Annotated in this window: 20 protein-coding genes, 1 tRNA gene and 1 pseudogene; 6 read left to right on the top strand and 16 right to left on the bottom strand. The window is 61.1% G+C overall.

Annotation, left to right across the window (positions count from 1 at the left end):
* Positions 1-353: 353 nt before the first annotated feature.
* Positions 354-443, bottom strand: a tRNA-Ser gene (locus M5B99_RS28430).
* Between the two features lie 320 nt (positions 444-763).
* On the opposite strand from M5B99_RS28430, the gene M5B99_RS28435 reads away from it, so the two are divergent.
* From M5B99_RS28435 to M5B99_RS28445, 3 genes are all read left to right on the top strand, one after another.
* Positions 764-1,453 (top strand): crotonase/enoyl-CoA hydratase family protein, encoded by a 690-nt coding sequence (locus M5B99_RS28435; RefSeq protein WP_248807265.1) that lies wholly within the window; start codon positions 764-766, stop codon positions 1,451-1,453.
* 280 nt (positions 1,454-1,733) lie between these two features.
* Complete coding sequence (locus M5B99_RS28440; RefSeq protein ID WP_248807266.1) at positions 1,734-2,471, top strand: lysophospholipid acyltransferase family protein; 738 nt, start codon at positions 1,734-1,736, stop codon at positions 2,469-2,471.
* 70 nt (positions 2,472-2,541) lie between these two features.
* On the top strand, positions 2,542-3,513 hold the full coding sequence (locus M5B99_RS28445) for a magnesium and cobalt transport protein CorA (RefSeq protein ID WP_248807267.1): 972 nt from the start codon (positions 2,542-2,544) through the stop codon (positions 3,511-3,513).
* 33 nt (positions 3,514-3,546) lie between these two features.
* Here M5B99_RS28445 and M5B99_RS28450 read toward each other — a convergent pair whose 3' ends face one another.
* Entirely contained in the window at positions 3,547-4,275 is a 729-nt protein-coding gene (locus M5B99_RS28450; protein ID WP_248807268.1) for an amidotransferase, read from the bottom strand.
* 629 nt (positions 4,276-4,904) lie between these two features.
* On the opposite strand from M5B99_RS28450, the gene M5B99_RS28455 reads away from it, so the two are divergent.
* Both M5B99_RS28455 and M5B99_RS28460 read left to right on the top strand, forming a co-directional pair.
* The gene (locus M5B99_RS28455; protein WP_248807269.1) at positions 4,905-5,369 is read left to right on the top strand and encodes a rhodanese-like domain-containing protein; all 465 of its coding nucleotides are present in this window, start codon (positions 4,905-4,907) and stop codon (positions 5,367-5,369) included.
* Complete coding sequence (locus M5B99_RS28460; RefSeq protein WP_248807270.1) at positions 5,366-6,166, top strand: cytochrome c; 801 nt, start codon at positions 5,366-5,368, stop codon at positions 6,164-6,166. Before M5B99_RS28455 ends, M5B99_RS28460 begins: the two co-directional genes overlap by 4 nt.
* Before the next feature lie 4 nt (positions 6,167-6,170).
* On the opposite strand, the gene M5B99_RS28465 is transcribed toward M5B99_RS28460, so the two are convergent.
* The 14 genes and pseudogenes from M5B99_RS28465 to M5B99_RS28530 form a co-directional block, all read right to left on the bottom strand.
* The gene (locus M5B99_RS28465) at positions 6,171-6,983 is read right to left on the bottom strand and encodes a transglutaminase family protein (RefSeq protein WP_248807271.1); all 813 of its coding nucleotides are present in this window, start codon (positions 6,981-6,983) and stop codon (positions 6,171-6,173) included.
* The gene (locus M5B99_RS28470) at positions 6,980-7,930 is read right to left on the bottom strand and encodes an alpha-E domain-containing protein (RefSeq protein WP_100940699.1); all 951 of its coding nucleotides are present in this window, start codon (positions 7,928-7,930) and stop codon (positions 6,980-6,982) included. Before M5B99_RS28470 ends, M5B99_RS28465 begins: the two co-directional genes overlap by 4 nt.
* Positions 7,931-7,941: 11 nt before the next feature.
* Positions 7,942-9,351 carry a circularly permuted type 2 ATP-grasp protein gene (locus M5B99_RS28475; protein WP_103499488.1) on the bottom strand — a complete coding sequence of 470 codons (1,410 nt, stop codon included), beginning with the start codon at positions 9,349-9,351 and terminating at the stop codon, positions 7,942-7,944.
* A 282-nt stretch (positions 9,352-9,633) separates the two neighbouring features.
* Positions 9,634-9,972, bottom strand: a complete 339-nt coding sequence (locus tag M5B99_RS28480) for a ribonuclease E inhibitor RraB (RefSeq protein ID WP_100940701.1) — start codon at positions 9,970-9,972, stop codon at positions 9,634-9,636.
* A gap of 199 nt (positions 9,973-10,171) precedes the next feature.
* Positions 10,172-10,408 (bottom strand): hypothetical protein, encoded by a 237-nt coding sequence (locus M5B99_RS28485; RefSeq protein WP_248807272.1) that lies wholly within the window; start codon positions 10,406-10,408, stop codon positions 10,172-10,174.
* 617 nt (positions 10,409-11,025) lie between these two features.
* Positions 11,026-11,631, bottom strand: a complete 606-nt coding sequence (locus M5B99_RS28490; RefSeq protein WP_248807273.1) for an START domain-containing protein — start codon at positions 11,629-11,631, stop codon at positions 11,026-11,028.
* Positions 11,632-11,674: 43 nt separating this feature from the next.
* Positions 11,675-11,929, bottom strand: a complete 255-nt coding sequence (locus tag M5B99_RS28495; protein WP_248807274.1) for a YkgJ family cysteine cluster protein — start codon at positions 11,927-11,929, stop codon at positions 11,675-11,677.
* Between the two features lie 148 nt (positions 11,930-12,077).
* Positions 12,078-12,593 (bottom strand): hypothetical protein, encoded by a 516-nt coding sequence (locus tag M5B99_RS28500; RefSeq protein ID WP_248807275.1) that lies wholly within the window; start codon positions 12,591-12,593, stop codon positions 12,078-12,080.
* A 103-nt stretch (positions 12,594-12,696) separates the two neighbouring features.
* Positions 12,697-14,139, bottom strand: a complete 1,443-nt coding sequence (locus tag M5B99_RS28505; RefSeq protein WP_248807276.1) for a PLP-dependent aminotransferase family protein — start codon at positions 14,137-14,139, stop codon at positions 12,697-12,699.
* 209 nt (positions 14,140-14,348) lie between these two features.
* A complete protein-coding gene (locus tag M5B99_RS28510) occupies positions 14,349-15,164 on the bottom strand; it encodes an OmpA family protein (RefSeq protein WP_248807277.1) in 816 nt (271 codons plus the stop codon).
* A complete protein-coding gene (locus tag M5B99_RS28515) occupies positions 15,161-15,517 on the bottom strand; it encodes a DUF4398 domain-containing protein (protein WP_248807278.1) in 357 nt (118 codons plus the stop codon). Before M5B99_RS28515 ends, M5B99_RS28510 begins: the two co-directional genes overlap by 4 nt.
* A 10-nt stretch (positions 15,518-15,527) precedes the next feature.
* Positions 15,528-15,967 (bottom strand): annotated as a pseudogene (locus tag M5B99_RS28520) (hypothetical protein); the annotation flags it as partial.
* Positions 15,968-16,119: 152 nt separating this feature from the next.
* Positions 16,120-17,049, bottom strand: a complete 930-nt coding sequence (locus M5B99_RS28525) for an electron transfer flavoprotein subunit alpha/FixB family protein (protein ID WP_248807279.1) — start codon at positions 17,047-17,049, stop codon at positions 16,120-16,122.
* Positions 17,050-17,051: 2 nt separating this feature from the next.
* Complete coding sequence (locus M5B99_RS28530) at positions 17,052-17,801, bottom strand: electron transfer flavoprotein subunit beta/FixA family protein (protein ID WP_152737091.1); 750 nt, start codon at positions 17,799-17,801, stop codon at positions 17,052-17,054.
* Positions 17,802-18,363: 562 nt separating this feature from the next.
* Here M5B99_RS28530 and M5B99_RS28535 point away from each other — a divergent pair.
* Positions 18,364-20,028, top strand: coding sequence for an electron transfer flavoprotein-ubiquinone oxidoreductase (locus M5B99_RS28535; RefSeq protein ID WP_248807280.1), 1,665 nt, complete (start codon positions 18,364-18,366; stop codon positions 20,026-20,028).
* Positions 20,029-20,210: the final 182 nt, after the last annotated feature.

Consider the following 20,210-nt stretch of genomic DNA (forward strand, 5'->3'; position numbering starts at 1 on the left):
TGGCCGGATGAGCGTGGAACAGGTGGCCGGATGTTGGTGGGCTGGGTGGCCGGATGGCGTGGAATGCGCAGGCTATGGTTCGCCCTTAACTGGTTCTTAAGGAAGAACTCTGCGAAACCAGGTGCCTTGACTAGCTCAAGATGATCGAAAAAATCACCCGATGACCGATGTCTAGCAGACTACTTGGGAGCGAACACTTCGCCACCACTATCCGCGCACCCTCCTTCCGGAAAAGCTGATACGGACAGCTCCTCATATTCCCATATCGTTCCCATCTGGCCCTTTTTCAGACGCCAAAAACCACAAACCCCCGACTTTCTCTAGGAGAATCAGGGGTTTGTGTTTGCAGAATGTGGCGGTGAAGGAGAGATTCGAACTCTCGATACAGTTTCCTGTATACACACTTTCCAGGCGTGCTCCTTAAGCCACTCGGACACTTCACCGTATCTCGTCAAACCTATTCAGTCTGTCGAGGCGCGCTAATGTAGTCGAAAGCTTTTCCGATGGCAAAGGTTTTTTTCAGAATTTTCATGCGCTTAAGTCGATCAGTCGTACTCCTCCAGCCCCTCGGCCCGCGAAACAGGGCAAAACCGCCAATCTCCGGCCCGCCACACAGCGCTCTACCCTCTCCCCGGCAGGCGCACCGCAAGCCGCCAGTCCGGCCCGAACCCGGAAAACCCTGACTCACCAGTCAGTCACGGCGCTTTACCTGACCCCGGCGGCTGGGTAACGTCTGCTCCACTTCTATATAAGGAATTGCGTCATGAGTGAATTGATCTCTTACCACCTCGACGACGGTATCGCGACCCTGACCTTGAGCAATGGCAAGGTCAATGCCATTTCCCCGGACGTGATTGCCGCGTTCAACGCCGCGCTGGACCAGGCCACCGCCGACCGCGCCATCGTCATCATCACCGGCCAGCCCGGCATCCTTTCCGGCGGCTACGACCTGAAAGTGATGACCGCCGGCCCCAAGGAAGCCGTCAGCCTGGTAACCGCCGGTTCCACCCTCGCCCGCCGCTTGCTGTCCCATCCCTTCCCGGTGATCGTCGCCTGCCCGGGGCACGCCGTTGCCAAGGGCGCGTTCCTGTTGCTCTCGGCCGATTACCGGATCGGCGTCGAGGGGCCGTTCAGCATCGGTCTGAATGAAGTACAGATCGGCATGACCATGCACCACGCCGGGATCGAACTGGCCCGCGATCGCCTGCGCCGTTCGGCATTCCACCGCTCGGTGATCAATGGCGAAATGTTCAACCCGCGGGATGCCGTGGACGCCGGCTTCCTCGACAAGGTGGTGGCCGCCGATGCGCTGAAGGACGCGGCCCTGGCCGCCGCCCAGGCGCTGAAGAAGATCAATATGACCGCCCACAAGAACACCAAGCTGAAAGTGCGCAAGGCGCTGCTGGAAACCCTGGATAACGCGATCATTCTCGATCAGGAACATTTGGGCTGAACCTGGCGCGAGTGTAGGCCTTGAGCGCACAGGCGCGCTCAAGGCGGCCAAAAGCTTCGCGGGCAAGCACCGCTCCCACAGTCTTGGGTCGTATGCGCACGTTCGACTTGCCCCGCAGATCGTGAGAGCCGGATTCATCCGCAGCGCTCTAATCCGCACCCGCCGCCAGCAAACGGAAACATACGCTAAAACATCGCCATCTCCCGGCTACAGACGGCAATTGCCGAAAACAGTGCACATCCGTACACTGCGCCACCTTTTGTCCGGGCGAGACCTGCAGATGCTGTTTCTGGTACGTATGTTATTGATGACGCTGCATTTTGTGCTTGCCGGCGTGCTCGGTGTATTGCTCGGGCTGTGTCGCCCGTTCAATCCGGACAACAGCCGACTCTGCGCCCGCCTCTATGCCTGGCCTGCGATGCGCATCCTGCGCCTGCGAGTCAAGGCCGAGGTCAGTACTTTGACGAACAAGCCGCACGGCTGCGTGATCGTCGCCAATCATCAATCCAACTATGACCTGTTCGTTTTCGGCAATGTGGTGCCGCGACGCACCGTGTGCATCGGCAAGAAAAGCCTGAAGTGGGTACCGCTGTTCGGCCAACTCTTCTGGCTGGCCGGCAATGTGCTGATCGACCGCGGCAACGCCCACAAGGCTCGCCGTTCCATGCTGACCACCACCGAGACCTTGCAGCACAAGGACACTTCGATCTGGGTCTTCCCGGAAGGGACGCGCAACCTGGGCGAAGAGCTGCTGCCGTTCAAGAAAGGCGCGTTCCAGATGGCCATCGCCGCCGGTGTGCCGATCGTGCCGGTGTGTGTCAGCCGCTACATCAAGCACATGCGCCTGAACCGCTGGCGTGGCGGCAAGATCCTGATCCGCTCGCTGCCGGCGATTCCCACCGCCGGGCTGACGCTGGACGATATGCCCAGGCTGATCGCCGAATGCCGGGAGCAGATGCGCGCCTGCATCGCGGCCATGGACCAGCAACTTTCCCGCGAACTCCCACGCGTTTGCTGACTCTGATCAGGCAGGGCAGGATAAGCTGCACCGCGCCCCCTCCCTCAAAAAAGCAGAAGTGATCAGCACTATGGGTAGAGTCGTTGCCTCGGCGGTTTACAGCGCCGGCAGGAAAGTCCGGGATATCACCCTCGATGAAGGCAGTGCCTGGGCGGCCAGGCCCGACCACTTTGTCTGGATCGGCCTGGAAGAGCCCAGCGCCGAGGAACTGGCCAATCTGCAGAAGCAGTTCAATCTCCACGAACTGGCCATTGAAGACGCCCTGGAGAAACACAGCCGGCCCAAGCTGGAAAGCTTCGGCGATGCGCTGTTCATCGTCACCTATTCGCCGGTGCGCAACGAAGGCAAGCTGGAGTTCATCGAAACCCACATCTTTGCCGGCAACGGCTACATCATCACCTGCCGCAACGGCCACTCCAAGTCCTACGCCCACGTCCGACAACGCTGCGAAGCACGGCCGCTGTTGCTGGAACACGGCGAGGACTTTGTGCTGTATGCCCTGCTCGACTTCGTCACCGAGAGCTATCAGCCCGTCAGCGAAGCCATCCACGCCGAGATCGACGAGCTGGAAAAAAACGTGCTCACCAGTTCGCTGAACGAAGGCGATATCCAACGCATCCATTACCTGCGCCGTGATGTGCTGCGCCTGCGCCGCTACGTGGCGCCAATGGTGGAGATCAGCGAGGAAGTGTCACGCCTGGACTTCCCGTTCATCGACAAGAACATGCGCCCGTATTTTCGCGACGTGCAGATCCATGTCACCCGCCAGATGGAAGACCTGGCAACCCTGCGCGATATCGCCAGCCAGACCATCGAGATCGGTGTGCTGCTGGAAGCGGCGCGCCAGAGCGTGGTGCAGCGCAAGTTCGCCGCCTGGGCGGCGATCCTGGCATTTCCAACCGCCGTCGCCGGGATCTATGGGATGAACTTCCAGAACATGCCGGAACTGAGCTGGCACTACGGCTATTTCTCCGTACTGGGATTTATCTCGGTGGGCTGCCTGGGGTTGTGGGCCAGCTTCAAGCGATCCGGCTGGCTGTAGGGCCGCCCCGGCCCCCAAAGGCACCTCACCGATTCAGGCCGATGCCGCCTCGGGCTTATGCGCCACGAAACGCATCATCCATTCCGCGACGGTGGTGCCGTGATGCTCATGCACCAGGCTCGCCACGCCGTTGGAATAGATCTGCTCGCCAAGAAACTCCTGGCGAATATCCAGCAGCGCCCGGGAGTAATCGTGGATAAATTCCGGATGCCCCTGGAAGCACAGCACCTGGTCGTTGATGTGATACGCCGCAAAAGGACAGAAATCGCTGGAGGCAATCACCGTAGCGTTTTCCGGCAATGCGGTGACCTGGTCCTGGTGGCTGATCAACAGCGTCAGTTCTTCGCGCATCGGGCTCATCCACGGCGCCTTGGCGGCCATCCTGTATTGATGGGTGCCGACGCCCCAGCCCTGGATCGCCCGCTCGGTCTTGCCACCCAGCAACAGCGCCAGCAATTGATGGCCGAAGCAGATGCCCAACAGCTTGTCGCCGCGCTCATAGCGGTTGAGCAGGTAAACCTTGAGGGTCTGGATCCACGGATCGCTGCCGAAGGAGTCGGCCTTGCTGCCGGTCACCAGGTACGCGTCGAAGCTCAACTCGTCACTCGGGTAGTTGCCCTGCATCACGTTGTAAACGCTGAACTCGGCCGCGATCGGTTGATGGGAGAACAGGCGCTCGAACATCTGCCCGTAGCCCTGATATTGATCGACCAGTTCCGGGCGCAGGACATCGGTTTCCAGAATACAGATGCGTAACGACATAAAAATACCCGACACAAAAAGACAAAGAATGAAACCCGAGCCTGCCTTGAAACCCACTTTCAAGGCAAGCACAGAACGCATGCCCGCAAGCTCCGGTTCAGCTTGCCGGCAAATCGGCGAATCGGCGGCTGGACGGTCCCGCCGATCACACTCGGACGAACGGTAGTCTGCTAAGGGAAAGCCGCTTATCACCCCTGCACGTGTCTAGCAAAAGGCCCGCTAGCCGGCTGGCCATATGCCTCATGCCTTTTTAAAAAGTTTTCCTACTCACCTGATACGAAATGGTTCTAAGTCAAGTGTGACGCGGGCTCTAAGGTTAAGCCTGTAGCGATGGCCGTCGGGTCTTGCCGAGGCATCGCTTACATCAGCATCAGCATTGTTGTCAGTAGTCGTCGTCAGGAATAACAACAAAAGGCAGTCAGCCATGTTCAAACATTCGAAAATCCGTCAAGCCGGTCTCATCGTCATCGCCACCACGTTGCTGTTGATCCTGCCGAACCTCACCAAAGTGATCGGCTAGGCGCTCTCTGGCGTGTTTCCCGGCAACCCCGCGCCAACCTTCACAGGTTCACTACCGAAGTGCGGTTTTGTGTGCCAATCTTGAGCCATGACTCGATGGAGGGGGACGCATGCGCCACTGGATTGTCTTTACCGCGCTGCTCATCAGCTTTTCCGCCCAGGCGGGCATCATCGATGTGAATCGCGCGGTGGACGAGATCCGCGACGGTGCGCTGATTCTCGATTTGCGCAATAACGCCGATTTCGCCGCCGGCAATGTGCACAACTCGCTGCAAGTCGACCTGACCCTGGAAGACGGCACCGGCAACGATGCCGAGGGCCTGGCCTACCAGTTGCGCCAGGTGGTGTTCGACCCCAGTGCCACGGTGGTCATCTATAGCGACACCAACCAGCACGCCCTCGATGCCGAAGACACGCTGATCAAGCATGGCTACCTCGGCATCGTCAACGGTGGCAACTACGACGAGCTACGCGACGCGCTGTTCGACCATGTCGAAGACACCCCGAGCTGGGTCTTCGAAAACGACGACAACACGGCCGACGAGGCCGCCCCGACAGGTCCTCCTACCGAATGAAACCACTGATCCTGCTCAGCACCCTGCTGTTCTGCCCCGCCCTTTACGCCGCGCAACTGGAACTGCCCCAGGGCACCGGCAGCCGGACCTGGCAAACCGAGGAACTGCTGAGCCAGGCCCAGACCATCACCGTCAAGGATGATGTCTCCTACAAGCGCGATATGACCTATCGCGCCGTGCCAATGGCGGTTTTGCTACAAGGCATCCAGGCCGACGATCACCTGCAGGCCGTGGCGCTGGACGGTTTCGCCGCCGAGATGGCCGCCGCCCCGTTGTTGAATCGCCAAGGCGCGCAGGCCTGGCTGGCGGTGGAGGATCCGGGCAAGCCCTGGCCGCCACTGGCTGACGGCAAACCGAGCGCCGGGCCGTTCTATCTGGTCTGGACGGATCCGCAGGCAGGCCATGTCAGCCCGGAGCAATGGCCCTACCAGATGGCCAGTATTAAACGCCTGGCCCCGGTGGCCGAACGCTTCCCGGCCCTGCGTCCTGACCCCAAGCTGGCGGCCAGTGATCCGGTGAACAAGGGCTTCGCGCTGTTCCAGAAAAACTGCATGGCCTGCCATCGACTCAACGGCGCCGGAGACGCGCAAGTCGGGCCGGACCTGAACGTGCCCTACAACCCCACCGAATACTTCACCGCGGGTTACCTCAAGCGCTATATCCGCGACCCGCAGAGCCTGCGGCACTGGCCGCAGGCGAAGATGCCGGCGTTCGCCCCGGCGGTGCTGCCGGACGGCGAACTGGATCAGTTGGTGGCGTACCTGAAACATATGGCCAAACGCAAACAGCCGATCTAGGCCGCTATTGCTGCTGCACCGACAAGACCGGCAACACCGGCGTCGGCGACACCAGCACCTTGGCGTGCATCTGTTCGCAGCCACCGCCCCGGCGCATGCCCCGTACCGGGCAGGCATCGAGGTAATCCAGGCCCACCGCCAGCTTCAGATGGCGCTCCGGCCGGGACAACTGGTTGGTCACATCGAAACTGTACCAGGCGTCGTCCAGCCAGGCTTCGGCCCAGGCATGACTGGCCAGGTGCTCGCTGTTCTCGCTGTACAGATACCCCGACACATAGCGTGCTGGAATTCCCAGGCTGCGGGCGCAGGCCAGGAACGCATGGGTATGGTCCTGGCACACCCCGGCGCGCCGGGCAAAGGCCTGGGCGGCGCTGGTGTCGACTTCGGTGGCACCCGGCGTGTAGGTCATGTGCTGGTTCAGCGCCTGCATCAGGTCGATCAGTGCGCTGCGATCACGGCGCTTGCGGCATTGCTTGTCGGCGAAGCCGCGCAAGGCATCGTCCGGCTCCGTCAGGCGGGTCATGCGCAAGAACGGCAAGGCCGACTGGCTCTCGTGCTCGGCTTCGCGCTGCTCGTCGATATCCACCTGGCCCCGGGCGCCGATAATGATCGCTTCATGGGGCTCGTCGAGGGTCAGCACGTGAAGGATATTGCCGAACGGATCGAGCTGCGCCCGCACCGGACGCGGCAGGTTCAACTGCCAGCTGAGTACGTGCTGGCGCTCGCTGTCGTGGGGGGTCAGACGCAAATACTGGATGCTCGCCCGCACCTGATCCTCGTAGTGATAGGTGGTCTCGTGGCTTATGGAAAGTCTCATGCAGCCTCCAGGTAGGAACTGTGGATCGCGTTGCCCAGTTCGGCAACCAGGGGAATGAACTCGATCAGCCAGGTGTGCAGGCCTTCGTCGAGGATTTCATCGATACCGGTGTAGCGCAGTCGCGCATCCATCTCGGCGGCCAGGCGCTGGGCCGGCCGGCCGTTGATACCTGGCAGGCTGGCGAGGATCTGGTCGATTTCTTCGGTACAGGCGCGCAACGAGCGCGGCACATCGGCACGCAGCAACAGCAGCTCGGCGACCTGCCGCGCCCCCGGGGCGTCACGGTAGATCTCGGTGTAGGCCTCGAATGAGGACAACGCCCGCAGCAATGCACTCCACTGGTAGTAGGCGTGGGCCGTGCCGTCGCTGACCGCGTCGGCCTGGTCGCCGGCCATGTCGTAGCGGGCATCCAGCAGGCGCAGGGTGTTGTCGGCCCGTTCGATAAAGGTGCCCAGACGAATGAAACGAAAGGCATCGTTACGCATGATGGTGCCGTAGGACGCGCCGCGAAACAGGTGGGAACGTTCCTTGATCCATTCGCAGAAACGACTCATGCCGTAACGTCCCAGGCCCTGGTCGGCAATGCCGCGAATCTCCAGCCAGGTGGCATTGATGTTTTCCCACATGTCCGCAGTAATCCGCCCACGCACCGCATGGGCACTGGCCCGTGCCGCCCGCAGGCAACTGAAGATGCTCGCCGGGTTGGCCGCGTCCAGGGCGAAGAAGTGCAGCAGCCGGTCGGCATGCAGCTCGCCATGGCGTTCCAGGTAATCGTCCAGGGTGCCGGTGATCAACAACGGCATGGCCATTTCATGCAGGCCGTCACCCCGACCGTCCTGGGGCATCAACGACAACGAATAACTCACATCGAGCATCCGCGCGAGGTTTTCCACGCGCTCCAGATAACGCGACATCCAATACAAATCCGAGGCAGTTCTACTTAGCATGTCAGGCTTCCTTAATCCTCGACCACCCAAGTGTCCTTGGTGCCGCCGCCCTGGGACGAGTTCACCACCAGGGAGCCTTCGCGCAGTGCGACGCGGGTCAGCCCGCCCGGCACGACACGGGTCTCACGACCGGAGAGGACAAATGGACGCAGATCGATATGGCGCGGGGCAATGCCGCTCTCGACAAAGGTCGGGCAGGTCGACAGGGACAACGTCGGCTGGGCGATATAGGCATGGGGCTTGGCCTTGAGCCGGGCACGGAAGTTCTCGATCTCCGCCGCGCTCGCCGCCGGCCCCACCAGCATGCCGTAGCCGCCCGAGCCCTGGGTTTCCTTGACCACCAATTCCGGTAGATGCGCCAGCACGTGGGAGAGTTCCTCGGGCTTGCGACACTGCCAGGTCGGCACGTTCTTCAGAATCGGCTCTTCGTCGAGGTAAAAACGGATCATGTCGGTGACGAATGGATACACCGACTTGTCGTCCGCCACCCCAGTGCCGATGGCATTGGCCAGCACCACATTGCCGGACCGGTAGGACGACAGCAGACCGGGCACGCCGAGCATCGAATCGGGGTTGAAGGCCAAGGGATCGAGGAAGGCGTCGTCGAGGCGGCGGTAGATCACATCCACCTGTTTCGGGCCATCGGTGGTGCGCATGAAGACCTTGTCGTCACGCACGAACAGATCGGCGCCTTCCACCAGCTCCACGCCCATCTCCCGGGCCAGGAACGCATGCTCGAAGAACGCGCTGTTGAAACGCCCGGGCGTCAATACCACCACGCTCGGGTTGTCCAGGGGGCTGGAGCTTTTCAGCGTGTCGAGCAACAGATTGGGGTAATGGTCGATGGGCGCGATGCGCTGGGCGGCGAACAGCTCGGGGAACAGGCGCATCATCATCTTGCGGTCTTCGAGCATGTAGCTCACGCCGCTGGGGGTGCGCAGGTTGTCTTCGAGGACGTAGTAGCTGCCGTCGCCATCACGGACCAGATCGACCCCGGAAATATGCGAGTAGATATCGCGGTGCAGGTTCAGGCCCTGCATGGCCAGTTGGTATTGCTCGTTGGCCAGGACCTGTTCGGCGGGAATGATCCCGGCCTTGATGATCCGTTGTTCGTGGTAGAGGTCGGCGAGAAACATGTTCAACGCCTTGACCCGCTGGATGCAACCACGCTCCACGACACGCCATTCACTGGCGGGAATGCTGCGGGGAATGGTGTCGAACGGAATCAGCCGTTCGGTGCCTTGCTCGTCTCCATAGAGGGTGAATGTAATCCCGGCGCGATGAAACAGCAGGTCGGCCTCACGTCGCCGTTGTGCCAACAACTCCTCGGGAGTGTCGGCCAGCCAACGAGCAAATTCCCGGTAATGCGGGCGGACCTGGCCGCCGGCATCGTACATCTCGTCAAAATAGGTGCGGATCATGCCGTGCTCCTTGTCACCCGGTCACAAGGGCCTTCGCAAGGCCCGTGCCATCGGCATAAACGCTTTAATATCAACAAGTTGAATAATCATCCAACCTGCGCCGCACCATCACTGTGCAGTAAACGCCCCAATGTATTCAGCAGCGCCTCATTGCGAAGCAGGCTTTGCCTATCCACCAGCATAGCCAGAGTTTGCCCAGCTGCCCGGGCGGTCCTTTTTTGTGCGAGACAAACAAAAACGGCCAACCCTTGGGTCAGCCGTTGCTGGTTGAAAGAACTGCTCTCAATTGAGCGCCCGCACCGGGTGCTTGACGCCCCACCCTTCGATGGTACCGCCCAGGGGCTCGACCACCGCTCCGAAGTTCTGCTCGAAGTCACCGATACCGCCATAGGTGGCGTACATCACCTTGCTCAGTTCCAGGTACCAGGCGCCGTCGTCGCGGACACTGACCTGGGCATTCAAGGATTCACCGCGAAACTTGCCTGCCGCCCTGCGCGCCCGCTCCTCGTCCGGGAAAACGGCATAGAACTCGATGGGATGGATGCGTGCGAAATCGAAACCGCCTTCTTTCATGCGGCGCAGCACGTTGCTGCTGATGTCTTCTTGATAGGCTGTGCTCATGAAACGTCCTCCTCAGCAAGCGTTGGATAGACTTTCCGTACTCCCGAACCAGACACCGAACGGCACTGGCGATACGACAACCGGGAAACAAGCATGTAGCTGACAAGACCAGACCTATAGCGAATCATTCGCTGATCTCCCTTGCAGAGTAGCGCGATGACATCGCCTCTGCCAGAGGGAATACAGAGGAAAAAAGCGCTCAGGGTAAAGGGGTGATACTGAGGATCTGGATGCTGTTCTGATCCTTCAGGCTTTTGACGGTCGGCTCCGGAGTCCGGCCCTCCAGGTCATTGAGGTCCAGTGCGGCGGGAACCGGCAACAGCTTGGCGCGAATCAATCGCGCGGCCTGTTCCAGGTCCGGTTGGCTGGCACATTCGAAGTGCTCGGTGTCCTGCACGCCATGATCGTCGACGAAGGTAACTGCCCACTTGCTCATCGGTGCCTCCTCGGTAAAGCCCGGGAACGGGCTCACTACATCTGGACTATAGGGCACGGGTGATCGTTCAACCGGGTGTAAAGGCGCGGCACCTGAAGAACACCCAATAACCTGATGTGGGAGCGGCGTTTGCCCGCGAAGCTCTTGGCGGCCTCAAGGGCCTCTTCGCGGCGATCCGCTGCTGCGGTGAATCCGGCTCCCACAAGGTTCCTGTCGGACCGAGAATTCGCATACAACCGAAACCTGTGGGAGCGGAGCTTGCCCGCGAAGCTCTTGGCGGCCTCAAGGGTCTCTCGCGGCGGTCCGCTGCTGCGGTAAATCCGGCTCCCGCAAGGTTCCTGTCGGACCGAGAATTCGCATACAACCGAAACCTGTGGGAGCGGAGCTTGCCCGCGAAGCTCTTGACGGCCTCAAGGGCCTCTTCGCGGCGATCCGCTGCTGCGGTGAATCCGGCTCCCACAAGGTTCCTGTCGGACCGAGAATTCGCATACAACCGAAACCTGTGGGAGCGGAGCTTGCCCGCGAAGCTCTTGGCGGCCTCAAGGACCTCTTCGCGGCGGTGCTGCTGCGGCGAATCCGACTCCCGCAATGTCCGACAAGCCGAGTTGATCAGCCCCTCACTTCTCGGCGCGTTCCTTCAGGGCCTTGAGGGTATTGAACGGTGCATCGACCACGAACTTGTTGGCCAGCCATGAAGGCACGCTGCCGCCCGGCTCGGTGTGCACCTGGTAGGTCACTTCGGTCATGCCGCCGTCCTTGGGCACCAGCTTCCAGAAGCCCTCCACCTGGGCGACACGGACATAACCCTTCTCTTCCGGCAGGTAGGTCGGCACTTCCTTCAGCGTGCGCGTCAGGCTGCCGTCAGCGCCCTTGGTGGTGGTGATCTGCAAGATCGAGTCACGATCGCTGACCGGGAACGGTGCCTTGAACTGGGTGTAGGTCCAACTCAGGTCACCGTCCTTCTTCAACAGCTTCTGCGACTTGCACTCGTGAATCCAGACACAGGCGCCCACCACGTCTTCCTGCAGCGCCTGGATCTTCGCCACGGGCGCCTTGATCAAGGTCACGCCACGGTACGCCTTGTACCGGGAGTTGGCCACTTCACTCAGGGAGACCTTGATGCCGTCCTGGTCCTTGGCCGTTTCCCAGTTTTCCGCGTAGGCGGTACCACTCAACAGGACAGTCAAACCACAAACCACAGCCATTCGATGCAGCGAACTCATTGTTTTATTCCTTATTGTTGAAGTTCCGGTCATTGAACACACCTCACGCCGCTGTCATTTTCTCCCACCAGCCGATCAGGCGGATCGCCTCTTCCCGACTGCTGCCGCAAACCTCGGGATCAGCCTGGAAAGCCCCGCACACCGCAGGCCGCTCAGGTTTGCCAAACAGCCCGCACAACCCTTCGACCGAGAGTTGCACGCAACGTTCTCCCGCCGGCTTGCCGTTGGGCATGCCCGGAATCGGCGTACTGATGGAAGGGGCGATGCAACAAGCGCCACAGCCCTCACGGCACTTCATGACGACAAGCTCCTGATAAGGGAAAGGTGTGTGGGAGACAGAGTAACCGCTAAAACGGCTGTTTAAAATTGCTCGCACAACTGTTTTTCACGGAGAAGGCCCATGACCGGGCAGTCACCGACGAAGCGTCGGGCCGGGGGCCGCCGATTTACTGTTTGAATTCAAAATCCAGGGCCGCACCGTCGACCTCCTTGCGATTCTCGTTGCGCAACTGCAGGTCCATTTCATTCTTGAGCAAGCGCCCGTTGAGCTGGAAAGGCGTCTGTTCAGGCGTTTTTTCGAATAGTTGGGGCAACAGCGGCCGGCTTTTCGACAATGGCACCGTACCCACTGGCTCAAGGCGCTTGACCATCTCCTGGGGCAAGCTCAGATCCAGCTGCGCCGGTGGCAGCTTGGTATTCAGCGCGTCACTGGCCGGCACGGCCTTGGCGGCAATCGGTGCACGGCGCTTGAGCTTGCCCGGCGCAGCCTTGCGGGTCGCTGCCCGTTTGCTCGGCAGCGGCTTTTTCTTCACCAGCTTGACGTTTGTGACTGGACTCCCGAGCGGCTTCTTTGTCGTCGTGGGCATGCTTGTATCCTGGGCCTGTGTCGTCACAGCCATTCCTGCGCCCATGCCTGTCAGCACGATCATCAACAGCAAACGAATGGAGAAAGTCGCTTTCATAGGCTCCAGGACGTGGACGACAGAGGGCCCATATGCTCGCCTGTTGAGCGCCTCCTGACAAGCAGGCCGATCAACAAGACCGTCGCTGCCTGTCCCGCCGCCGTCACAGAAGGCCGGCCGCGGTCTCCTGGCACAGCTGGCTGGCGAGCATACCGAGGGTCATCAACGCGCGTTCGGCCTCGCGATTCCAGGGGATTCCGCAGTTGAGCCGGATACAGTGATTGAACTGCTCGGTGTTACTGAAGATCAGCCCCGGGGCGATACTGATGCCCTGCTGCAATGCCCGTACGTGCAACTCCTGGGTGTTGACCCGCCCGGGCAGGCTGACCCACAGGATGAAACCGCCCGTGGGCCGGGTCATCTGCGTCCCTTCCGGGAAGAACTGCTGCACCGCCAGCTGGAAGGCGCTGAGGTTCTTGCGGTACTCCTGGCGGATATAACGCAGGTGTCGGTCGTAGCCACCGTTTTCCAGGTAGGCCGCTACCCCCATCTGCGTCACGCTGCACGCCGAATGGGTGCTGAAGGTCTGCAAGCGCTGGATTTCCTGCTGGAACTTGCCGGCGATCATCCAGCCGATGCGCACGCCGGGCGACAGGGTCTTGGAAAAACTCGAGCAGTAGATCACCCGATCCAGGCGGTCATAGGCCTTGAGGGCCTTGGTCCGGCCGACTTCGAACATCAGCTCGCCATAGATATCGTCTTCGACGATCTGGATATCGAAGTCCGAGGCCAGGCGCAGCAACTGCTTCTGCCGCTCCTCCGGCATGGTCCCGCCCAGCGGATTGCTCAACCGGGTGGTCAACACCAGGGCCTTGATCGACCATTGGTTGGCCGCCAGTTGCAGGGCCTCCAGGCTCATGCCGGTGGCCGGATCGCTGGGGATCTCGATGACTTTCAGACCCAGCAGGTCGGCCAGTTGCAGCAGACCGTAATAGGTCGGCGACTCGGCGGCGATCAGGTCGCCCGGACGGGTCAGCACCCGCAACGACATCTGCAGGGCATCCACGCAGCCGTGGGTGATCACCACTTCCGAAGGGTCGATCACCACCCCGGCATCGCGCATGCGAATCGCCACCTGGCGGCGCAACGGCTCGAAACCGGGACTGAACATGTAGCTGAAGGCCCGCGGACTGTGGAAGCGGGTGACCTTGGCCAGTTGCTGGTGCAGCGCACGCACCGGCAGGTAATCCACCGAAGGCACCGCCGCGCCGAAGGGAAACACCCCTTCACGACGGGACTCGACCAGCACCTGCTGGATGATGCTGCTGCGGGTGACCAGCCCCGGCCGTTCGACCCGGGCGATATCCGGGGTGGGCGCGGTCAGGGCCGGAGTCTGGTGCACGTAGTAGCCCGATTGCGGACGCGCGCGGATCAGCCCCTGGTCTTCCAGGTTGGCATAGGCCTGCAGCACCGTGGCGTGGCTGACATTGAGCTGCGAGCTCATCTTGCGCACCGACGGCACCCGCTCGCCCGGCTGATAGACGCCCCGCCGGATATCCTCGGCGAGCTGCTGCGCAATACGTTGGTAGAGCAATAGGTTGGTCATGAAGCAGCACTCGGTTTCAACGGCATTTTTATTCTTGGAAGCAACAATACCGGAACAGTTTCAAAGTGTACTGGCACAGTTTCTACAATAGTCGACAATACAGTGACAAGAGAAATAAAACTGTACGGGCACAGCGATCCGCCGATATGCAGGCATAAAAAAACCCGGCGCCTTGCGGCTACCGGGTTTTCAGCAGGCGGTTCTCGCCGTCAGCGCGCCGCGCCCAGCTGGCCCTTCGCATCGGAAAAGACAATCTCGACCCGACGGTTCTGCGCCCGCCCACGCTCGGTGGCGTTCACATCCACCGGGTACTGGTCGCCGTAGCCCTCGACCTGGATGCGCTTCTCGTCGATCCCCAGGTCCACCAGCATATCGGCCACTGACTGTGCGCGGTCGCGGGACAGTTTCAGGTTGCCGTCGGTATCGCCGGTGCTGTCGGTGTAACCCTCGATGCGCACAATACGCCGCGGGTTGAGCTGGAGAAACTGCACCAGTTTGAGCACCGTGCGATTGGCCGAGCTCTTCAACTCCGCCTCGCCGGTGTCGAACAACACATCGCCGAGGGTCATCACCAGGCCGCGATCCTTCTGGTTACTGGTCAGACTGGCGATCTGCTCCTCTACCCATTTGCCCTGCTGCTGCACACTGAGCAATTTGCTTTCGCGTAACGCCAGTTGCAGACGCTGACGCTCCAGCTCCAGCTTGGTCGCCCGCTCCTGGTTCAGCGCGGTTTCGGTGTGCTCGCGGGCAATGTCGGCGTAACGCTCGCTCAGGTAGGCGTAGTGCTCGACGTCACCGGCGCTGCCCAGATAGCCCGACAGGCGCTCGGCCCGGGCCAGCGACTCGCCGGCGCGGATCACGTCCCTGGGCGCGTAGCGCAACACATTGGCATCTTCCTTGACCTTCTGAAAGCTCGCCGACGCCGCCTGCAAGGCCGCCTCGCTATCGTTCTGGCCGGCGCAGCCGTACAAGCCGACACAGGCCAGCAACAACAGGCCTGCCGTCCTTGCGCTCGAATGGATCATTGGGCGGCCTCCAGTTGCTTGTGCAGGCGCATAATGCGGGTGTTGAGCAGCGTGACCTGCGCCTGGCTCTTCTCGGTCAGCACCCGGGCTTCGGCCAGGCGCGCGTCCAGCTCGGCCTGTTCGGACTTGCGCCGGGCGCCACGGTAAGCCTGCTCGGCCATATTGGCCTTGGCCCGGCGGAACTTGTCCTCGGCCTGTTGCAGCTCCGGGACTTCGTTGGCGTTGGCCCCGACGGCATGGGCCTGCGCGATCGCGCGCTCGGTCAGGCGCATCTGCTCGTTCGGGGCCGGGTCGGTGGCGCAGCCCGCCAGCGCCAGCACGGCCAGGGCCGCAAATAGAGGTCGAATACTCACAAAAAAATCCCTACGGTTTGGGGGCGCTGACCGTTTGCAATTGCGCCTTCCAACGCTCCAGATTGCGTTGCAGCGCGGCTTCGGTCAGGCCGGAGGCGGGCAATTCTGTCATCTTTTTCGCCAACTGTCCGCGCAACCAGGGATCATTGCAGGCCGAGTTGTGGGAAATCGCGAGAAACAGCCCTGGCTGGTCGACCGGTTGTGGATAGGCCTTGAGGTCGTTGGCCATGCCCAGGGCCTGGGCCGTGACCATGCCGGCATAGCGCCTGGCCGGCACCTAGGCGCATCCACCAGCAGGTCCATGCGTCCGCTGCGCACCTCCTCCCGGGCCTCGGAGCGCTTGCCGCCATAAAGCACCTCGACCTAGAGCCCCAAGTCCCCCGCCACCTGGCGCGGCAGGTCGGCGCTGGCACCGATCAGATGCGCCGGGCCCTGCGGATCGCGCCACAGCGCCGAGACACGCCGCTGTCATAACGACTGGCAGCGCTCTCCTGTGGGAGCCGGCTTGCCGGCGCCTACAAGGGACACGAAGCATTCGATAAATGACCCGCAAAAAAAACCCGGCCAAACGGCCGGGTTCTTTTATAAGGCAAGCCGCTGGATCAGACCAGCTTCTCGAACTCAGGCACGGCTTCGAACAGATCCGCCACCAGGCCGTAATCGGCCACCTGGAAGATCGGCGCTTCTTCGTCCTTGTTGATCGCAACGATCACCTTGGAGTCCTTCATACCGGCCAGGTGCTGGATCGCGCCGGAGATACCGACGGCGATGTACAGCTGTGGCGCAACGATCTTGCCGGTCTGGCCGACCTGCATGTCGTTCGGTACGAAACCGGCATCGACGGCCGCGCGAGAAGCACCCACCGCGGCACCGAGCTTGTCGGCCAGGGCGTACAGGTGCTTGAAGTTGTCACCGTTCTGCATGCCACGGCCGCCGGAAACGACGATCTTGGCAGCGGTCAGTTCAGGACGGTCGGACTTGGCCAGTTCTTCGCCGACGAACGACGATTTGCCTGCATCGTGAGCCGCGGCAACGGTTTCAACCGCAGCCGAGCCGCCTTCAGCGGCAACCGGGTCGAAACCGGTGGCGCGCACGGTGATGACCTTGACCGCGGCGTTCGATTGCACGGTGGCAATGGCGTTACCGGCGTAGATCGGACGCTTGAAGGTGTCAGCGCTTTGCACCGAGATGATCTCGGAGATCTGGTCGACGTCCAGCTGCGCGGCAACCCGTGGCAGGATGTTCTTGCCGTTGGAAGTGGCGGCAGCCAGGATATGGCTGTAGCCCTTGCCCAGCTCGGCAACCAGCGGCGCGACGTTTTCCGGCAGTTGATGGGCGTAGGCGGCATTGTCGGCCACCAGCACTTTCGACACACCAGCGATTTTCGCGGCGGCTTCAGCCACCGCGCCAACGCCCTGGCCTGCAACCAGCAGGTGAATGTCGCCACCGATCTTCGCGGCGGCGGCCACGGTGTTCAGGGTGGCCGGGGCCACGACCTTGTTGTCGTGTTCGGCGATTACCAAGATAGTCATAGTCAGATTACCTTCGCTTCGTTTTTCAGTTTCTCGACCAGTTCTGCAACCGACTTGACCTTGATCCCGGCGCTGCGAGCCGCCGGCGCTTCGACTTTCAGGGTCTTGTTGGTGGAGGCGGTGGAAACGCCCAAAGCATCCGGAGTCAGCACTTCAAGCGGCTTCTTCTTGGCTTTCATGATGTTCGGCAGGGACGCATAACGCGGCTCGTTCAAACGCAGGTCGGTGGTGACGATGGCCGGCAGGCTCAACGACACGGTCTGCAGGCCGCCGTCGATTTCGCGGGTCACGGCAACCTTGTCGCCGGACACTTCGACTTTCGAAGCGAAGGTGCCTTGCGCATAACCGCTCAGAGCCGCCAGCATCTGGCCGGTCTGGTTGTTGTCGCTGTCGATGGCCTGCTTGCCGAGGATCACCAGCTGTGGCTGTTCCTTGTCGACAACGGCTTTGAGCAGCTTGGCCACGGCCAGGGAGGTCAGCTCTTCAGCCGATTCAACCAGGATGGCGCGGTCGGCACCCAGGGCCAGCGCGGTGCGCAGTTGCTCCTGAGCGGTGGACGGGCCGACGGAGACGACGACGATTTCAGTCGCCACGCCTTTTTCCTTCAGGCGTACCGCTTCTTCCACTGCGATTTCGCAGAACGGGTTCATCGACATCTTGACGTTGGCGAGGTCGACGCCGGAATTGTCCGCCTTGACGCGGACCTTGACGTTGTAATCGACAACGCGTTTGACAGCTACAAGAACCTTCATGGATTCCTCGTTACTCTCCGGTGAAAAGGAAATCGCCAGGACTGACCTGGCGGTTGATACTCAACGGCGCACGACTCCATAAGAAGCACAAGGGCACCTCCAAAAACGCCGGCATTTGAAGCGAAAGCACCGCCGCCGACCACCCTGTACCGTCCGTCGGACGTGACTGAGCAGTCATGGACCGTCAAGGCGTGTAAACTCCGCGCCAGAACGGCATGCCGCTGTACTTTCCACTGCCTTCGCCCGGTCTTTAGAGGGGCTCCTGAATCCTTGATTCAGCTTACGGCGAGCGCGAAACCGCCCGTATCTTGACCGGAACGCCCATTCCGGTCAATACGGCAAAATGGCCAGTCATAAGCCGCGCTTCTTTGATTTATCTAGCCTGCAGCGAATTCAAACAAACGTTTGTATTGGACGCTGGGAGTGGTGTAGATATAATGCGCCGCCTAGAGAGAAAGATGTCTCATCCGTGATCCTCTTCCCGACGTGGTGCAGGAATACTGGCGAGGGGCACCAAACCTCCAATTAGAAAAAAATGTGAGCCTTGAGTAGGAGAGAGTCTGTGGAACGCGAATACATGGAATTCGACGTGGTCATCGTCGGTGCCGGCCCCGCAGGCCTGTCCGCCGCTTGCCGGCTGAAACAGAAAGCGGCCGAAGCGGGTCAGGAAATCAGCGTCTGCGTCGTGGAGAAAGGTTCCGAGGTCGGTGCCCATATCCTTTCCGGCGCGGTGTTCGAGCCACGGGCCCTGAACGAACTGTTCCCGGACTGGAAAGAGCTCGGTGCGCCGTTGAACACGCCCGTCAAGCGCGACGACATCTACGTCCTGCGCAGCAACGCGACCTCGACCAAGGTTCCCGACTTCTTTGTGCCCAAGACCATGCACAACGAAGGCAACTACATCATTTCCCTGGGCAACCTGTGCCGCTGGCTGGCCCAGCAGGCCGAGAACCTGGGTGTGGAAATCTACCCGGGCTTCGCCGCCCAGGAAGCGCTGTTCGACGAGAGCGGCGTGGTTCGCGGGATCATCACCGGTGACCTGGGTGTCGACCGTGAAGGCCATCCGAAAGACGGCCTGTACACCCCGGGCATGGAACTGCGCGGCAAGTACACGCTGTTCGCCGAAGGCTGCCGTGGGCATATCGGCAAGCAGCTGATTTCGCGTTTCAAGCTCGACAGCGATGCGGATGCCCAGCACTACGGCATCGGCCTGAAGGAAATCTGGGAAATCGATCCGGCCAAGCATGAGCCCGGCCTGGTGGTGCACACCGCCGGTTGGCCGCTGGACATCATGAGCGCCGAGAACACTGGTGGCTCGTTCCTTTATCACCTGGAAAACAATCAGGTGGTGGTCGGCCTGATCGTCGACCTGTCCTACAGCAACACTTTCCTGTCGCCGTTCGACGAGTTCCAGCGCCTCAAGCACCACCCGGTGCTCAAGCAATACCTGGAAGGTGGCAAGCGCATCAGCTACGGCGCGCGGGCCATCTGCAAGGGCGGCCTGAACTCGCTGCCGAAGATGGTGTTCAAGGGCGGCGCGCTGATCGGTTGCGACCTTGGCACCCTGAACTTCGCCAAGATCAAGGGCAGCCATACCGCGATGAAGTCCGGCATGCTCGCCGCCGAAGCCGTGGCCGCGAAGCTGCTGGCCGGTGCCGAAGGTGGCGATGAACTGAACAGCTACGTCGAGTCGTTCAAATCCAGCTGGTTGTATGAAGAACTGTTCGCCAGCCGCAACTTTGGCCCGGCGATGCACAAGTTCGGTCCGATCGTCGGTGCCGGCTTCAACTGGCTCGACCAGAACCTCTTCGGCGGCAAGCTGCCGTTTACCCTGCATGACACCAAACCGGACTATGCCTGCCTGAAACTGGCGGCCGACTGCCAGAAGATCGACTACCCGAAACCGGACGGCAAGCTCAGCTTCGACAAGCTCAGCTCGGTGTTCATCTCCGGTACCAACCATGAAGAAGAGCAGCCCTGCCACCTGAAGCTGACTGACCCGAGCATCCCGCTCAGCAAGAACCTGCCGCTCTATGATGAACCGGCGCAGCGTTACTGCCCGGCCGGTGTGTATGAGGTGATCACCCAGGAAGACGGCGCGAAGCGTTTCCAGATCAACGCCCAGAACTGCGTGCACTGCAAGACTTGTGACATCAAGGACCCTTCGCAGAACATCACCTGGGTCACCCCGGAGGGTGCTGGCGGCCCGACTTACCCGAACATGTGAGTCTCAAACCGCACAAAGAAAGGCCCCTTCGGGGGCCTTTTTATTTACTTGAGGGAATGCAAGACAGCCTGTGGGAGCGGAGCTTGCCCGCGAAGCTTTCGCCGCCCTTGAGGCCCTCTTCGCGGATGAATCCGGCTCCCACAATCTCCGGGGCAAACCGAACGTTCGCACACGACCCAAGC

The organism is Pseudomonas sp. MWU13-2100 (assembly GCF_023242365.1).
In the GTDB taxonomy this organism is placed as follows: domain Bacteria; phylum Pseudomonadota; class Gammaproteobacteria; order Pseudomonadales; family Pseudomonadaceae; genus Aquipseudomonas.

Excerpts from the sequence above, each read along its gene's own strand:
- M5B99_RS28505 (WP_248807276.1), bottom strand. The coding sequence starts at position 14,139 with ATGACCAACCTATTGCTCTACCAACGTATTGCGCAGCAGCTCGCCGAG.
- M5B99_RS28495 (WP_248807274.1), bottom strand. The coding sequence starts at position 11,929 with ATGAAGTGCCGTGAGGGCTGTGGCGCTTGTTGCATCGCCCCTTCCATC.
- M5B99_RS28470 (WP_100940699.1), bottom strand. The coding sequence starts at position 7,930 with ATGCTAAGTAGAACTGCCTCGGATTTGTATTGGATGTCGCGTTATCTG.
- M5B99_RS28510 (WP_248807277.1), bottom strand. The coding sequence starts at position 15,164 with ATGATCCATTCGAGCGCAAGGACGGCAGGCCTGTTGTTGCTGGCCTGT.
- M5B99_RS28435 (WP_248807265.1), top strand. The coding sequence starts at position 764 with ATGAGTGAATTGATCTCTTACCACCTCGACGACGGTATCGCGACCCTG.
- M5B99_RS28490 (WP_248807273.1), bottom strand. The coding sequence starts at position 11,631 with ATGAGTTCGCTGCATCGAATGGCTGTGGTTTGTGGTTTGACTGTCCTG.
- M5B99_RS28440 (WP_248807266.1), top strand. The coding sequence starts at position 1,734 with ATGCTGTTTCTGGTACGTATGTTATTGATGACGCTGCATTTTGTGCTT.
- M5B99_RS28480 (WP_100940701.1), bottom strand. The coding sequence starts at position 9,972 with ATGAGCACAGCCTATCAAGAAGACATCAGCAGCAACGTGCTGCGCCGC.
- M5B99_RS28455 (WP_248807269.1), top strand. The coding sequence starts at position 4,905 with ATGCGCCACTGGATTGTCTTTACCGCGCTGCTCATCAGCTTTTCCGCC.
- M5B99_RS28525 (WP_248807279.1), bottom strand. The coding sequence starts at position 17,049 with ATGACTATCTTGGTAATCGCCGAACACGACAACAAGGTCGTGGCCCCG.
- M5B99_RS28445 (WP_248807267.1), top strand. The coding sequence starts at position 2,542 with ATGGGTAGAGTCGTTGCCTCGGCGGTTTACAGCGCCGGCAGGAAAGTC.
- M5B99_RS28475 (WP_103499488.1), bottom strand. The coding sequence starts at position 9,351 with ATGATCCGCACCTATTTTGACGAGATGTACGATGCCGGCGGCCAGGTC.
- M5B99_RS28485 (WP_248807272.1), bottom strand. The coding sequence starts at position 10,408 with ATGAGCAAGTGGGCAGTTACCTTCGTCGACGATCATGGCGTGCAGGAC.
- M5B99_RS28465 (WP_248807271.1), bottom strand. The coding sequence starts at position 6,983 with ATGAGACTTTCCATAAGCCACGAGACCACCTATCACTACGAGGATCAG.
- M5B99_RS28500 (WP_248807275.1), bottom strand. The coding sequence starts at position 12,593 with ATGAAAGCGACTTTCTCCATTCGTTTGCTGTTGATGATCGTGCTGACA.
- M5B99_RS28450 (WP_248807268.1), bottom strand. The coding sequence starts at position 4,275 with ATGTCGTTACGCATCTGTATTCTGGAAACCGATGTCCTGCGCCCGGAA.
- M5B99_RS28460 (WP_248807270.1), top strand. The coding sequence starts at position 5,366 with ATGAAACCACTGATCCTGCTCAGCACCCTGCTGTTCTGCCCCGCCCTT.
- M5B99_RS28530 (WP_152737091.1), bottom strand. The coding sequence starts at position 17,801 with ATGAAGGTTCTTGTAGCTGTCAAACGCGTTGTCGATTACAACGTCAAG.